Consider the following 15028-nt stretch of genomic DNA (forward strand, 5'->3'; position numbering starts at 1 on the left):
GTCACATTTAGCTTATATTCCGGATCAACTCCATTTTTCAAAACTTCAAACACTGAAGGAATTTTCCCTGTATACTTATCTTTTTTCGTCCCATCTGAAAAGCCAATATTCTCGATCCTTCTCACATCAAAATCCTTTTTGACCAACGACGTAATTTTTGGAGTTAATTCTTCCGTCCATAATGTCTCAACATATGTATCCCTGATTTCATTCGGTTCCATAATAACGGATACTTGAGTGTTCTTTTGATCTTTGACATTCCCTCTGACTGTATAAGTTTGTCCTGTGAAACGGTCCTTACTTACATCGGATACTTTAAAATCTTTATTGTATGTATCCTTGATATACTGAATGGCTTTTTCTTTGATTTTTTTCTCTTCTGACCAATCCATGTCCCTCATGCCTCCTGTGCCTGTGCATCCGGCCAACAGGAATACAAACAACAGGATGAAAACAATCCAGCTTCTTTGGATATTCACCTTTTTTCTACTCCCTTCCTATCATCAAACAATTGTTAAGATCATTATATAAATTCCGCTGTCCCATTGACTTAGCCATAAATTTAGGGATGGGCCAATATCTTTCTTGCCCATCCCCATATTCATCTAAATCAGTATACAGTTTTATATTGATTCAAATTTATTGAATCAATTTCCGCTTTTTGAATATCATCAATCGAAATTACATATTCGTATAATAAGTATTTTCCTTCATCTTCTTTTGTTGTCGATGTTTTTAATTGATCATCATAAACATAAATCGTTACTCGTACCCTATTAAAATTCATTTCTTCGATTTCCTCTAAAAAGTTTTTTATTGATTGTTCATACTTCCCTCCGTTTTTATAAATTTCTCCAGTCCATTTAAACAAATAATCCTTATCTCCCCCGTTTTTCAGCACTTCATACACGGATGGAATCTCTCCGGTATATTTATTCGTTTTTGTCCCATTGGTATAAGAGATAGTTTCGATTCTCTTTATTTCAAAGTGTTTATTTGAAATTTCCTTGATTTTTGGTTCTAACTCCTGATCCCATTTCACAAGCACATAATCATCTTTTATCTCTGGAGGCATCCAATAAACAGTTATTTCTGTATTGTTCTCATCTTTCACATTTCCCGTTATAAAACAATTGGAATTAAACTCTCGAACACACTCCACTTTTGTTACAACAAACTCTTTATTGTATGTACTTTTAATATGCTGAACAGCTTTATCCTTCAGTTGTTTTTTTTCCTCTTGACTCATTTGCTTTCCCTCTTCCTTTGGTAATGTATCAACGGAATTTGTTTGACAACCGGTCAGCATCATAACAATGACACAAACACAAATGATTGGTATCCACTTTCCTCTCAACCGAATTCACTCCCTTGGGGCAATATTTCCATTATTTTTCTCATATAAATTTGGAATGGGTGTATCTAATTTTTCCTTTGTATCTTCATCGTACCCGGTTGTGAAATTAGAAATGCCATGACTTCCCGAAAAAACATTGATATTTAATTTGTTATCTAGTCCCTCATCCAACGTTACTTTACCGGCTTTATCAATATCATAAGTTTCTCCCAGTCGATAGCCAACCGATCCCACTACATCATCATTAAAACGATAGTTGCGAATCAGTTTATCATATGCGCCTGTGGACTCTTTAATAATATCCACTTGTACATGAGGATCTGTAAGATTTATCACATAACTTCCAGCAGTTAACACAGCAGCCCCTTTAGGACCACCTAAAGATCCAAGCAAAGTACTCCCATTCACATTTGGGAACAGGTTGTTTCCCGGGGCATTAAAAGTGACTGCTGGAATTTTATATCTGGCTGCACAATCAGCAGCTAAATATCCTCCTAAAGAATGCCCCGTAATGGTCTTTTTATAATGCTTATACTTTTCATTACTTAAAATCTGTTCTTTCACAAAAATGCGTGCCTTATTTACTTGTGAATTAACCAAACTACTATCATTCCCCAAAGCAATGGGCCCATCACCGATTACAATATCTTGCCACCGATCAGGTTCTGTGCCCCGGAAAGCAATAATCATTTCTTTTGTGGTGGAGTTAACAAACACATGAGCTTGTAGCCCATTAGACAAGTCAAGACTTAAGCTTTTATCTTCTGACCAATCTTCACCAAGATAAGTTTCTATATTTTTCTCTGAGATTACATCTTTATAAGTCATATCTGATGCAAATGCCAACTGTCTATCAGTCACTTCACGATCCTTTAACGTCCCATTGGGATATAACCAATTTTCTATTGACTGTCGAACACTGCTATATGCCCGCTGAACTCCATTTTTTATCTGGTGTCCAAACTTACTGAACAATCCGGTGAGGGCTGTGATTCCAAGCACAATTCCCCCAGTGATTTTGCCTGCTGTGGAGGTCATCCAATCCCAGGCTTTTTGGGCCGCTTTCTTGGTGGCGGATGCGGCGGTGTCCCAAGTCTTTTTCGCGCCGTTTTTCAGGTTGTTCCAAGTGTTGGAGACCCCGTTTTTTAATTTGTTCCAAGAACCGGAGACAAAGTCTCCCACTTGGCTGAAGAAGCCTTTCTCCTGCTTGGACGGGGCAACGTTCAGCTCCTCCGTCGGCTTGGGAGCCGGAGCCGGTTTTCCTTGGTTGAAATCCTCATGGATCTGCGGAACATCGAAACTCCCGCCGCCGGTTGCATAGGCAGTTGGTGTGGCCAGTACACATGCAACCAAAATGAAGCATAAGAAGAGTTTCCCATGATGTATCGTTTTCATTTTGGCAACCTTTCACCTCTTTTGCATGATGCGTCCCCTTGCTGAAGGGGAATTCTGAAAATCCTATGATTTTCTTTTGCCCATCCCCGTTTCTCTATTCTTTGATGACTGTCTTATATTGATCCAGATCGTGATGATCGATATCTACTTTTTGGATATCTTCAAAATAAATATTATAACGGCTTAAAATATGATTACTATCATTGGTACCCTCGGGTGTTGTTTTAAATTTATCCTCTAAAACAAAAATCTCCATCACAACTTCATTAAAATGCATCCCTTTCAAAGCTTTTAGGAAATTTTTGATTCCCTGCTCGTATCGACCATTTTGTTCATAAATATTAAACACTAAAGCCAGCTCGTATTCTGGCTCCCCTCCATTTTCCAAGATAGTAAAAATAGATGGTATTTCTCCGGTATACTTATCTTTTTCGGTTCCATTTGAATATGCAATATGTTCAATCTTCCTTACATCAAAATGTTTTTCAACCAATGACGTGATTTTGGGTTTCAATTCCTCCGTCCATAATGTTGCCACGTATGTATCCCTGATTTCATTCGGTTCCATAATAATGGATACTTGAGTGTTCTTTTGATCTTTGACATTCCCTCTGACTGTATAAGTTTGTCCTGTGAAACGGTCCTTACTTACCTCGGATACTTCAAAATCTTTATTGTATGTATCCTTGATATACTGAATGGCTTTTTCTTTGATTTTTTTCTTTTCTGCCTGATCTATATCTCCCTCTCCTCCCGTTCCTGTGCATCCGGCCAACAGGAATACAAACAACAGGATGAAAACAATCCAGATTCTTTGGATATTCACCTTTTTTCTACTCCCTTCCTATCATCAATCCCTAAGGTCATTATATAAGTTCCGCTGTCCCGTTGACTTAGCTATAAATTTAGGGATGGGCGATTTTTCCTGCCCATCCCTGTTTCTCTATTCTTTGATTACTGTCTTATATTGATCCAAGTCAAGACTGTCAATATCCACTTTTTGAATGTCATCGATCACAATATTGTAGCGATACAGAGTATAGCTACTTTCCTTAACGTCTTCAGGGGCCGATTTCAATTCATCATCTACGACAAATACTTCCATCAGGAATTTATTAAAATTCATCAATTGGATTTCCTTTAAAAAATTCCGCAATTCTTTCTCATATTTTCCTTCATTCTCATAAATTCGCATTGTGGCTTCCAATGTAAAATCCGGATCTCCTCCGTTTTCCAACACTTGAAATACAGAAGGAACTTCTCCGGTATAGTCACTTTTCTTTGTTCCATCACTATAAACCACCTCTTCAACCTTTCTTACATCCATATGTTTATGAATCACCGATGTAATTTTTGGCTTTAGTTCTTCTGTCCATAATCTGGTAACATAAGTATCATCCATTTCATCCGGTTTTTCCCAAAAAACCGTTGCTTCAGTATCTTTACCATCTTTTACTACTCCTCGTACACGAACAAGTCCAGTTACTTGACCTATACTTACTTTTGTTACCTCAAATTCTTTATTGTATTTGCCCCTTATATATTCAATAGCTTTTTCTCTGATTTCTTTTTGCTCTTGTTGTTCCATCTGTCCCACTCCTTCTGTACAGCCTACTAACAGTAAAGTGAATGTCATTAAAATAACCAGCCAACTTCTTATGTACCTCACTTAATTCGCACTCCTTTTCCTCGATACAAGATTTCCATCCTGATCATAGAGATTTGGAATCGGTGATTTGCTACTATCAGTAAAATTACCTATTTTATGACCAAACTTCGCCGTTAATCGTTGATCTAATCCGTCTTTATCATCGGCTTCTTCAATGCTTCCATCGGGTTGAATATTGTATGTTTTCCCAAGACGATAACCAAATGAGCCAATCAGATCATCATTATATCTGTAGTTACGAATCATTTCATCATAAGCACCGGACCTCTCTTTTTCCGCAATTTCCCGTATCTTCGGATCTGTGATATTTCGTTTATAGCTATTATAAACACCAAATTTTATTTCTCTGTCATAAATAGATTGCACTAAATATTTAGGGAAAAAGGCGAATGCACGAAGAAACTCCTTCACTGTACTGATATTAAGATTTTTTTCCAAATTCATTCCCGGAGCATTAAAGGAAACAGCCGGAATATCATATCTCGCAGCACAATCTACAGCCAGATACCCTCCTAAAGAATGTCCGGTTAATACCATTTTATAACCTTTATATTCTTCACTATTAATAATATCCGCTACTATCTTTCTTGCCTCTACAGCTTGGTGATTATTTCGGTCATCTCCATGAGCTATATATTTATAATCAGCAATCAAAACATCATTTATAAAGTCTTTCGTTGGTTCGGTTCCTCGAAATGCAATAACCATTTGTGTGAATTTATTTGTAAAAATATAGCCTTGTAATCCATTATCTTTATCTATTTTTTCACTAACCTTCCAATTTTCACCTAAAATATTTCGTAAATCATCATAGTTTATTTCGTCATCATAAGCCAACTCAGATAACTCAGCCAACTGTTTATCCGAAACGTCAATATCACTCAGCTTTCCATAAGGATATTGGCTGTTTCCCGCTGCCATTCCGGCATTCCCCAGACTGGCTGTCAGGTTTTGTCTTTCCAATCCCTTTCTCGCAAAAAGATTTTTCAAATTTGTATAGGCTGATTGGATCCCTCTGGCGAGGGGTTGCCCGAATTTGCTCAACAATCCGGTGAGTGCTGCGATTCCAAGCACAATTCCCCCGGTGATTTTGCCTGCTGTGGAGGTCATCCAATCCCAGGCTTTTTGAGCCGCATTCTTGGTGGCGGTTGCGGCGGTGTTCCAAGCTTTTTTCGCTCCGTTTTTCAGGTTGTTCCAGGTGTTGGAGACCCCGTCTTTTAATTTGTTCCAAGAGCCGGAAACAACGTCTCCCATTTTGCTGAAGAATCCTTTTTCCTGCTTGGACGGGGCAACGTTCAGCTCCTCCGTCGGTGTGGGAGCCGGAGCCGGTTTTCCTTGGTTGAAATCCTCATGGATCTCTGGAACATCGAAACCCCCGCCGCCGGTTGCATAGGCGGTTGGTGTGACCAGGGCACATGCAACCAAAATGAAGCATAAGAGAAACTTCCCATGATGTATCGTTTTCATTTTGGCAACCTTTCACCTCTTTACCTGTGAGTCCGTGTCATTAAAAACTTTGAAATCGATGGTTTTTCTTCCTTCTCCTTTTGCTAATATTAATAATTATAAAAAAATTATAAATTTGACTTTAAAAAACGAAGAAATACGTTGGTGAACGATACTTTTCCTCCTGCAATCTGCAAAAAAGATGGACAGATCCCATTCTGCCCATCTTTTTTAATGTTGGATCACCGTTTTTGATCCAAATCAAGGTTTATCCATTTAACCTTGTTCTTTCGGTTTCCTTTTGTGATGATCCGAAGAATATAAAAAACCCCCGCCTTTTCAGCAGGGTTGAAAAGACGGGGAGAATTCTCATTCATTGGAGGAAAAGAGTTTGGACAAGGCTTCTTTGAGAGCCGGATTGGACAGTTCCTCCTGTTGTTTGAGATAGCGATTAATTTCTTTGCGCGAGACTTTGCTTTTTTGCTCTTTTTCCATCCGTTCTTTGAAAGAGGCATATTTTTCCCGGAAACCACAAGAACAGACAAAGATGCGCCCCTCTCCTTCCCCGCGCAGTTCCATCCGCTTTCTGCATTCGGGGCAGTGGACATTGGTGATGCGAGCCAGGTTTTTCCGGTAACCGCAGGACCGGTCCTGGCAAACCAGCATTCTTCCTTTTTTGTTCTTGACTTCAAGCAGCCGCTTGCCGCAGTCCGGACAGCGGGTGGCTGTCAGGTTGTCATGGCGGAAGGTGCGTTCGCTGGCTTTGATTTCATTGACCACCCGTTTGGCATAATCCCTCATCTCACGCAAGAAGCTTTCTTTTTTCAATTTCCCGTTGGCGATCGATTGCAGTTTTTGTTCCCATTTCGCGGTGAGTTCCGGCGATTTCAACTCCTCCGGGACCAAATCGAGCAGTTGTCTGCCGGTGGAGGTGAGGTAAATGTATTTTCCTTTCTTTTCAATATAATAGCTGTCAAACAATTTCTCGATGATATCCGCCCGGGTGGCCACGGTTCCGAGCCCGCCCGTTTCCCCGATCGTTTTGATCAAATCTTTCCGGTCGGTTTCCATGTATTTCACCGGATTTTCCATGGCGGCGATCAAGGTGCCTTCGGTAAAGCGTTCCGGCGGCTCCGTTTCTCCTTGCGTCAACTTCAAAGACCGGACGTTCAGCTCCTCGCCGGGCTGAACCCGGGATAATGCCGGGTTGATGTCGGCTTCCGGTTCGCTGCCGGCCACTTGTTTCCAGCCGGGGGACAACACGGTTTTCCCGCCGGCGATGAATGGTTCCCCTCCGATGGTTCCCTCCAACTTGATCTCCTCATATTCAAAGGGCGGGAACAACACGGCAAAAAACCTTCGCACCACCAGATCAAAAATCTTTCGCTCCCGGGGGCTGAGGTCTTCCAACCGGGCCGGCTCTTCGGTCGGAATGATGGCATGGTGATCGGAAACTTTCCGGTCATCCACAAAATGGGCGCCGGCTTTCACCCCTTGTTTTGCTTGCCGGGCAAACTCCGCATACGGACCCACCCGGCAGGCTTCGATCCGCTCTTTTAACGTATCCACGATGTCGGAAGACAAATAACGGGAATCCGTGCGCGGATAGGTGACCACTTTGTGTGTTTCATACAATTGCTGAAGCGTCGACAAGGTTTCTTTGGCGGAAAATCCGTACCGCTGGTTGGCTTCCCGTTGCAATTCGGTCAAGTCGTAAAGGGCAGGCGCCCATTTCTTTTTCTTTTTCCGGCTGGCATGGGTGATGGAAAGCTTCTTTCCTTTGCCTGCAGCCACGATGTTTTCGCAAACCTCTTTGCGAAAGCTCCGGCCTTTTTTCCAAGTGAATTTCAACCCTTTGTCCGTGACCGCTTCCACCCCGTAAAACGGCTTCGGCCGGAAATTTTTGATCTCCTCTTCGCGGCGGGCAATCATAGCCAATGTGGGAGTCTGGACCCGTCCGCATGAAAGCGAGGCATTATACTTGCTGGTCAACGCCCTGGTCGCATTAATGCCAACCACCCAATCCGCTTCCGCCCGGGCCACCGCGGAACGGTATAAGTTTTCGTACAGTTTTCCGTCCTTCAGTTTTTTAAAACCTTCTTTGATCGCCTTGTCGGTGACGGAGGAAATCCACAAACGCTTGACCGGCTTTTTGACCCGGGCTTTTTCAATAATCCATCGGGCCACCAGTTCCCCTTCCCGGCCGGCGTCGGTGGCAATGACAATGTTTTTCACATCCGGTCGGGACATCAGCTTTTTGATCTGATGAAATTGTTTGCTCGTTTTCCGGATCACCACTTGTTTCAAGGGTTGGGGCAAAATCGGCAGATCTTCCATCCGCCAGACTTTGTACTTTTTGTCATAGGCTTCCGGTTCCGCCAATGTGACAAGATGGCCGAATGCCCATGTCACGATATATTTGTCTCCTTCCATAAAGCCATTTCCTTTTTTGCGGCAACCGAGGACACGGGCAAGATCCCGGCCAACGGAAGGTTTTTCTGCAAGTACCACTGATTTTTTCATCTTGACTCTTTACATCCTTTCAATCCACGCAAAAAAGTTTACCAATCTCACTCTACCACTGTTTTCGGCAGAGTACCAGTTTGCATCCCCCCTTTAAAAAAAACGGGCAAAAAAAATAAGCCTGATCCATCCCATACAGGCTTATGGTTCATTCCGCCGGTGAACATCGTGGGCCGCCCGGATTCCGGATTCAATCGCCCCCTGGATCCATGTTCTCGTGTAGGAAGCATGTTCCCCTGCAAAGTACACCCTTCCTTCCGACGCGATAACGGCCGGGAACAATTCGCTTTCCTGTTCCGGTTTAAACATCGAGAATCCACCGTTGGTATGCGGATATTTTTGCCAACTGAAGGAAGCGCCCGTCACGACATGGTTTTCGATCGAGGGGCCGAAAACTTTCATCAGCTCATCCATGCATTCTTTGATTTGTTGATCCAGGGACAATCCGTCCCAAATCAATGCATGATCCTCCCATGTGTAACTGGCCAGCACCACGCCGGTGTCGCTGCCAAACCCATGGCTGGGGAAATAGGTGAAGCGGATCGGCTGGTCGGTGATCATTTTCCCGCCAAACAGACCCGCGTCTTCCCAAAACCGTTTGTTAAACTGGATTCCGATTTTGGTGGAAGCCACGTAATGCAATTGCCGGATCGCCTTCCATTTGGCATGCGAAAAAGAATCGAACGGCTCGACGTCCACATATTGAAAAGCGGAAAAAGGAATCGTGATGATGGCTGCATCTCCGGTCACATGAACCGTCTTGGAATTTTGATCCAGGGCATAAATGGTGACTTCCCGTTCGTTTTGCACAATCCGGGTCATCTTGTGCCGGAACAAAATGTTGGGCCGGAGTTGCGGCAAAAAAGCTTTCGGCAACTGATCCAACCCTCCGGCCACCTCATAAAAAGAAACATCCGGGCTTTCAAGAAGAATCAATTCACGCAATGCCTCAAGAAAAGACAATTCGGGAAGCCCTTCCAAATCTGCGAGCACCAGGATTTGTTCAATCGCGGCCGGCGACAGGGTCCAGCCCACCGGATTGTAACGGAAAAACGAATCGACGGAATATTTGTCAAATTCTTTGATCACCGTGATCCAACGCTGATCCGGGTCTTCTTCGATGAACTGAGTGATCGGGGAAACGGCCAGATTGAGCAAATCGCTGATGGTTTTCCCTTTTTCAAAGTCATTAACCGGAAACCTCAGGACATCCGGATTTCGTTCGTACTCTTTCAGCCGTACCAACACATTATTGACAAAAATCAGATCGTTGGGAGTGGAATTCACAAACGGCCGGAGCATCAGCCCGAATTTCCGGATATACTCCAATGTCAAATGATGACTGTTGGGAATGCGCATGGCTCCGGCCTCCATATACTCCCCGTTCTCAAACGGTGACCGGATTGTATACACTCTTCCTCCCACACGATCCGAAGATTCCAAAAGGATCACTTCATGCCCGGCTTCTTTCAGCAAAGAAGCAGCCACCAGTCCGGCCATTCCCGCTCCAACCACAATGATCCGTTTCGGTTGGGATGTCCGGCCGAGTCCTTTTTGGATGATGGAGATCATTTCTTCATTGGATAACGAGGGAATAAAAGGATTCATGATTTACCTCCAAGGACATAGAATACTATATCCTATGCATTTCCAGCCCTTTTAAGCATCGCGGTCCCCCGTTTTTCTCCATCCGGTCGGATTTACGCGAAAATATCGTAGGATTTAAATTTCCACACTGATTTTTTCTCTTCTTTGAAAACCTCCAAATCCCAACAGGGAATTTCAATCATTTTCCCGTCTTCGGTCTGAATCCGGACCCGGGTGTGTTTCACTTTTTTGGCCTCACAACAAACTTCGGTTCTTTCCTCATTGCCGTCGCGTTTGACCGCGACATACAAGTACATTTTTTGCATGTCCTCCAAAAATTTCTCCACTTCGCTTTCGGTTCCTTCAATGTTTAACTTCAACACGGTTCACTGTCCCCTTCCTTGGATTTTCCATGAAATGGTTGATGATTTGTCCGAAAATAGTATATAATTTACAAAAAATATTTGCAAATTTAACAAAAATTGTTATATTCATTCAATTATTCCTGATATTTCTAAATATACATGAAATATTTAAACAAACCCTCCGGATATTTGGTGCACCAAACCAAATAAACGGAATTCCCCCAAATATATCGACAAAACCGGACGGAAAATTTTTTGAGGTGAATGGAATGAAAGAACAAATCGATCGCGTGGCACTCGGGAGGTTTATCCGCCAGCAGCGGAAGAAACGAAAGCTCCGCCAGACGGACCTGACGGATGAAAAGTTGACCCAACCCGTTTTAAGCTCGATTGAAAACGGCAGAGGACAAGTCAGCGTGGAAAAATTGGAATACGTCCTGAAAAAGCTGGGAGTGAAAGAAGATGTAACGTGTTTTTCCATGCAAAAGACAAAAGAAGAAAAGATCAATGAGACCATCCGGTTGCAGTTGACGGCCGTCGAAACGATCATCGATCTGATCAGCCCGGACCCGGGCCTGGCACGATTAAGGGAACTGAACATTCACGATGACCATCCGCTCTCTGTGTGGGCGCATTATTTGAAAGGCAAAGCTTACGCCGGGAAAAAGAAAGGGAAAAAAGCGCAGAAACATTTCACGGAGGCGATTTTGCGACTGGAACAACAATATCCGGAAATGGCTGAAAGCAACTTGCATTCCGCCAGCTACAACGGGTTAAGCCTGCTGGAGTACATGACGGACCAATACGGTACAGCACTCCGGTATGCCAAACAGGCACGGGAATGTTTTCAGGAAGAGGGGGAAAGAAGGTATTTAAAAGAAATTATCCTGGTCAATCAGGCCATTTATCTCGAAAAACTGAACCGCCTGGAAGAAGCGCAAAACACCTTGAATGAATTGAAAAAAGAGCAAGCCGGCTATCTCAGCAAAGAAGCACTCCTGTATCATTATGACGTCCGTTCTTCCATCTTGGCCAAAGCCCGGATGCATTCCATGGCCATCCAGTCGGCATTGAAAGGGATCGAGCTGGCCCGTGTGGACAAGATGGCGGATCGCCTGATGAAGTTTTGGGGAATGCTGGGCCGGATTTACATCGAATCCGGACAGCTTCATCAAGCGGAAATCTGTCTGGAAACGGCGCAACAGTTGGAAAAAAAGGTACGCAAGGCGGGATTGTCCGCTTATCTTTACATACAGTTGGCCACATGGCATGAAAAAAAGAAACAAGCGGAACCGGCCCGCAACTATTCCCTCAAAGCGCTTGCATCCAGCAGAAAAGCGGGCCTGGCTTACCATGAGTGCGAAGCCTTGATGCTCATGGCAAACAGCTTTTTTCTGCAAAACGAAAACCACAAAGCTTTTCAAACATTAAAGGAGGCACTCCAAATCGCGACACAGCATTCATTTTCCGACTTAACCGACCGGATCCATCTTCTGATTGGCGCGCATCTGGGCCAACTTGGAGAACGCCATACCCATGCCTTTGCCTTGGATTTCCTCCATTCCCATGTCAAAAGCCGGGAGAAGAAAGAACCCCTGCCCGTGACCCTCCCCGCCGACTCCCCTTAAAACACGAATACCTCCCGGCTCATCCCCGGGAGGTGTTCTTCTTGGAATATCCGCAATGTTTGTCCATCGCCAAGTGAAAGGATATCCCCTTCATAACAGAGTATTTTTTCGTTGTGCGATAACATTATTCATTAGAAAAATTGCCCCCAACAACAGAATTGCGGTGGCGAATACCAAGGAAGAAGTATAACTGTTTGTTTTCTCCGCAAGGATCCCGGCACCGATCGGGCCGAGAATTTGACCCAATCCATAAATCGCAGTCATATAACCGATCACGCGACTGCTTTGTTGAGGATAAATCTCCCGCCCCATGGAAGTGGCAAGCGTGGTGATCCCCATAAAAGTCCCGCCAAACAGAAAAGCTCCCAAATAAATCCCGATGGCATCAGGGTAAATGGCAGGAAGAAGGACACCGACTGCTTGCAATAAATATGTAACCATCAGGGAAATTTGGTATCCCCAGCAATTCGCAATCCATGCCCAAAAAATACAGGAAGGGATTGCGGCAAGCCCTGCAATCATCCAGCTGACGGCGGGATTTTGAGACAAGGAAGGAATTTGCGCCGCCATTGCCACCAGAAAGGTTCCCGTCACGATATAACCCAAACCTTCACACCCATAAGCAGCCATCAGCCAAATGAGTTGTTTTTTATTGTTCTGAACTTCCACAGCAGTTGGATGGGACTCCGATGACCCGGCTGATTCATTTCCTTCTGTCACACCAAACCACGAAACCAAACCCAACAGAATACTGAATACCATCAAACCGAGCCACGCTCCATCCCATTGCAACCATTGGACAAAATAAGGCACGAGCAAACCGCTGAAGAAGATCCCCCATCCAACCCCACCATAGAAAAAACCAGCCCAGCTCATTCGCTGTTGATTGGCCAGCCGATCCAAAACTATGCCTGAAATCAAGACGAATACCATGGCACTGGATATGCCTGATAAAAAACGCCACAACATCCAAAGTGCTTCATGGGTCGTACAGCCCATCAACCCCGTGGTCAAAATATTGACCAAAAGACTGATTCGAAAATAAAAAGTCCGTTTGTTTCCCCAACGAACGGCTCCGGCGAATAAGGCGCCCAACAAATATCCCAAGTAGTTTCCGGAAGCCAAATAACCTGCCATCGATTCTGAGAAGCCCTGACTCTGTTGCATGTACGGCAGAAGCGGGGTATATGAAAACCGTCCAATTCCCATGGCAATCAGCAATGCAATGGTTCCCGAAGCCAAGGTGACAACCAGATTATTTTGTTTCATGACACATCGACTCTTCCTTCACAAAAGAGACAACGTTTTATCATCTCTTTCTAGTTTATGTGTAAACATTGAGTTCTCCGATATATAACGACAAACCACACAAAGATATTGATTAAAGATATATTCATTCTATTAAATCCATTAAATATATTCAATAATATAAATTTTATATATAAAACATTTCTTCTGTTAACACCAAAAATTATAATTGAATCCAATGCTCTCCCCGCCGATTCCCCTTAAAACACGAACACCTCCCGGCCTCAACCCGGGAGGTGTTCTTCTTGGGATATCAGCAATGTTTGTCTTTATTACTATAACATATTTTCTACCTGTCCATCGTTTTAAATGATCCACATCCCAGCCTTTAACCTTGCACCTTTTCCTCCAATTGCCGCAACCGCTCTTCTCCCAACAGAACTCTCCCGCCTTCGCTCAGCACCAGCCCGATGCTGTCGCGGATGAGTTGATCCGCCAGGGAATCAAGCGGCGTGGAACTTTTGTTGATGAGGATAATGTCTGAACCGGTTTCATGGGCGATTTCCACCAACCCGGCAAAAGGATACACTTGCAAGGACGTGCCCATCACGAGAATCAGATCCGCTTGCTCCACTTCCCGGACGGCCTCATTCCAGGAAGCCGTGTCCAGCGGTTCCCCAAACAGCACAATCGGCGGCCGGAGAGGAGCCCGGCACTGCTCATCGGTACAATAATAAGTGCCTTCACGATACGAAGTGGCCGGATACGCTTTTCCGCAGCCGGAACAAACCAGATGGCGCATGTGCCCGTGAATCTCGATCACTTTTTGGCTTCCCGCCCGCTGATGGAAACCGTCAATGTTTTGCGTCAGGATCGCTTTCACCATGCCTTCTTTTTCCAGTTCAGCCAACACATAATGGCCGATATTGGGGTGATGTTTCAACAACTCTTCCACCCGCATCTGGTAAAACTCAAAAAAATCTTTCGTCCCGATGGCACCCGGGGTGGCAATTTCATTGGGATCCCTGCCGCTCCAAAGCCCGCCTTGCGAGCGGAAATCCGGAAGACCGCTTTCCGTGGACATCCCTGCTCCGGTCAAAACCACGAGATGTTTGGCATTTTGAACCTTTTTCACCCATTCTCTCATGCCCTTACCCTCCTTCTCCCATTCATGTTAAGACGATTTTGATCCGGAAACCAGTCTCGGCTTTATGAACAGATCCACCGGTTAACGCGGTTGATGATGTCTTGATATTTCGGTTTGCACTGAATCATCATCCGGCTGACCGGATGATGCTCTCCATATCGCTTTACCACATCCCGGACCCTTTCGTCCAAACTGACTTTTTCCCCTTGCGGCGAAGTTTGAACATCACAATATGTGACCAAGTCTGTAAACAGCCGGTCTTGCTCGTCCAACAGATCATGATTCAAAGAATATGCCGGAAGCAAATCGCTTCTTTTTTCCTTTACCGTTTCATAAGCTTCCGAATGAAAAAGAACCGCGGCAATCACCGGCTTGTTAAAACCGGCCTTAAAAGCAAAACAAGCTCCGTCAAAGGGATGAAAGTTGGTTTTGTTTAACTTGGGACTATAACCGATATCATGGAGATAAGCGGCTTGAATCAGTTCTTTTTTCACTTCCTCATTGAAATTTAGCTTTGGCAAAATCTCTTTCATTAAACGGACAACGCCCAAGATATGATGATACCGGTTTTCTTCAGGAGAAAGAAAGTCTGCCAGTCTATCCGCATGAAACGGTTCGGGAGTTTTCCCGGACGATCTGAGAAGTTTCATCTTCACCAAAAAT

Annotated in this window: 13 protein-coding genes; 1 reads left to right on the forward strand and 12 read right to left on the reverse strand. The window is 44.1% G+C overall.

What is annotated here, in order from left to right:
* From H1R82_RS00060 to H1R82_RS00100, 9 genes are all read right to left on the reverse strand, one after another.
* Positions 1 to 392: hypothetical protein (locus H1R82_RS00060; protein WP_181821571.1), on the reverse strand; the 392-nt coding region annotated here is incomplete at its 3' end.
* Between the two features lie 218 nt (positions 393 to 610).
* The gene (locus tag H1R82_RS00065; RefSeq protein ID WP_147437075.1) at positions 611 to 1357 is read right to left on the reverse strand and encodes a hypothetical protein; all 747 of its coding nucleotides are present in this window, start codon (positions 1355 to 1357) and stop codon (positions 611 to 613) included.
* Positions 1358 to 1363: 6 nt separating this feature from the next.
* Entirely contained in the window at positions 1364 to 2752 is a 1389-nt protein-coding gene (locus H1R82_RS00070; protein ID WP_181821577.1) for a Tle-like phospholipase domain-containing protein, read from the reverse strand.
* A 94-nt stretch (positions 2753 to 2846) separates the two neighbouring features.
* Positions 2847 to 3578, reverse strand: coding sequence for a hypothetical protein (locus H1R82_RS00075; protein WP_181732719.1), 732 nt, complete (start codon positions 3576 to 3578; stop codon positions 2847 to 2849).
* A 117-nt stretch (positions 3579 to 3695) separates the two neighbouring features.
* Positions 3696 to 4340, reverse strand: coding sequence for a hypothetical protein (locus H1R82_RS00080; protein ID WP_062842838.1), 645 nt, complete (start codon positions 4338 to 4340; stop codon positions 3696 to 3698).
* A gap of 81 nt (positions 4341 to 4421) precedes the next feature.
* Positions 4422 to 5888: a Tle-like phospholipase domain-containing protein gene (locus H1R82_RS00085; protein WP_181732718.1), complete on the reverse strand. Its 1467-nt coding sequence runs from the start codon at positions 5886 to 5888 to the stop codon at positions 4422 to 4424.
* A gap of 348 nt (positions 5889 to 6236) precedes the next feature.
* Positions 6237 to 8390 (reverse strand): DNA topoisomerase III, encoded by a 2154-nt coding sequence (locus H1R82_RS00090; RefSeq protein WP_181732717.1) that lies wholly within the window; start codon positions 8388 to 8390, stop codon positions 6237 to 6239.
* A 141-nt stretch (positions 8391 to 8531) separates the two neighbouring features.
* The gene (locus tag H1R82_RS00095) at positions 8532 to 10001 is read right to left on the reverse strand and encodes a flavin monoamine oxidase family protein (protein ID WP_374189091.1); all 1470 of its coding nucleotides are present in this window, start codon (positions 9999 to 10001) and stop codon (positions 8532 to 8534) included.
* Positions 10002 to 10090: 89 nt separating this feature from the next.
* Complete coding sequence (locus tag H1R82_RS00100; RefSeq protein ID WP_181732715.1) at positions 10091 to 10360, reverse strand: hypothetical protein; 270 nt, start codon at positions 10358 to 10360, stop codon at positions 10091 to 10093.
* Positions 10361 to 10611: 251 nt separating this feature from the next.
* On the opposite strand from H1R82_RS00100, the gene H1R82_RS00105 reads away from it, so the two are divergent.
* A complete protein-coding gene (locus H1R82_RS00105; protein ID WP_181732714.1) occupies positions 10612 to 11970 on the forward strand; it encodes a helix-turn-helix domain-containing protein in 1359 nt (452 codons plus the stop codon).
* Positions 11971 to 12060: 90 nt separating this feature from the next.
* Here H1R82_RS00105 and H1R82_RS00110 read toward each other — a convergent pair whose 3' ends face one another.
* The 3 genes from H1R82_RS00110 to H1R82_RS00120 form a co-directional block, all read right to left on the reverse strand.
* Positions 12061 to 13239, reverse strand: a complete 1179-nt coding sequence (locus tag H1R82_RS00110; RefSeq protein ID WP_181732713.1) for a YbfB/YjiJ family MFS transporter — start codon at positions 13237 to 13239, stop codon at positions 12061 to 12063.
* A gap of 367 nt (positions 13240 to 13606) precedes the next feature.
* The gene (locus H1R82_RS00115; RefSeq protein ID WP_181732712.1) at positions 13607 to 14365 is read right to left on the reverse strand and encodes an NAD-dependent deacylase; all 759 of its coding nucleotides are present in this window, start codon (positions 14363 to 14365) and stop codon (positions 13607 to 13609) included.
* Positions 14366 to 14427: 62 nt separating this feature from the next.
* Positions 14428 to 15015: an HD domain-containing protein gene (locus H1R82_RS00120; protein ID WP_232334006.1), complete on the reverse strand. Its 588-nt coding sequence runs from the start codon at positions 15013 to 15015 to the stop codon at positions 14428 to 14430.
* Positions 15016 to 15028 lie beyond the last annotated feature (13 nt).

This window comes from Thermoactinomyces intermedius (assembly GCF_013912365.1).
Taxonomy (GTDB): Bacteria; Bacillota; Bacilli; order Thermoactinomycetales; family Thermoactinomycetaceae; genus Thermoactinomyces; species Thermoactinomyces intermedius.

What these genes read in the sequence shown, in the direction of transcription:
- H1R82_RS00115 (WP_181732712.1), bottom strand. Translation starts at nt 14,365, where the DNA reads ATGAGAGAATGGGTGAAAAAGGTTCAAAATGCCAAACATCTCGTGGTT.
- H1R82_RS00105 (WP_181732714.1), top strand. Translation starts at nt 10,612, where the DNA reads ATGAAAGAACAAATCGATCGCGTGGCACTCGGGAGGTTTATCCGCCAG.
- H1R82_RS00090 (WP_181732717.1), bottom strand. Translation starts at nt 8,390, where the DNA reads ATGAAAAAATCAGTGGTACTTGCAGAAAAACCTTCCGTTGGCCGGGAT.
- H1R82_RS00070 (WP_181821577.1), bottom strand. Translation starts at nt 2,752, where the DNA reads ATGAAAACGATACATCATGGGAAACTCTTCTTATGCTTCATTTTGGTT.
- H1R82_RS00085 (WP_181732718.1), bottom strand. Translation starts at nt 5,888, where the DNA reads ATGAAAACGATACATCATGGGAAGTTTCTCTTATGCTTCATTTTGGTT.
- H1R82_RS00120 (WP_232334006.1), bottom strand. Translation starts at nt 15,015, where the DNA reads ATGAAACTTCTCAGATCGTCCGGGAAAACTCCCGAACCGTTTCATGCG.
- H1R82_RS00110 (WP_181732713.1), bottom strand. Translation starts at nt 13,239, where the DNA reads ATGAAACAAAATAATCTGGTTGTCACCTTGGCTTCGGGAACCATTGCA.
- H1R82_RS00080 (WP_062842838.1), bottom strand. Translation starts at nt 4,340, where the DNA reads ATGGAACAACAAGAGCAAAAAGAAATCAGAGAAAAAGCTATTGAATAT.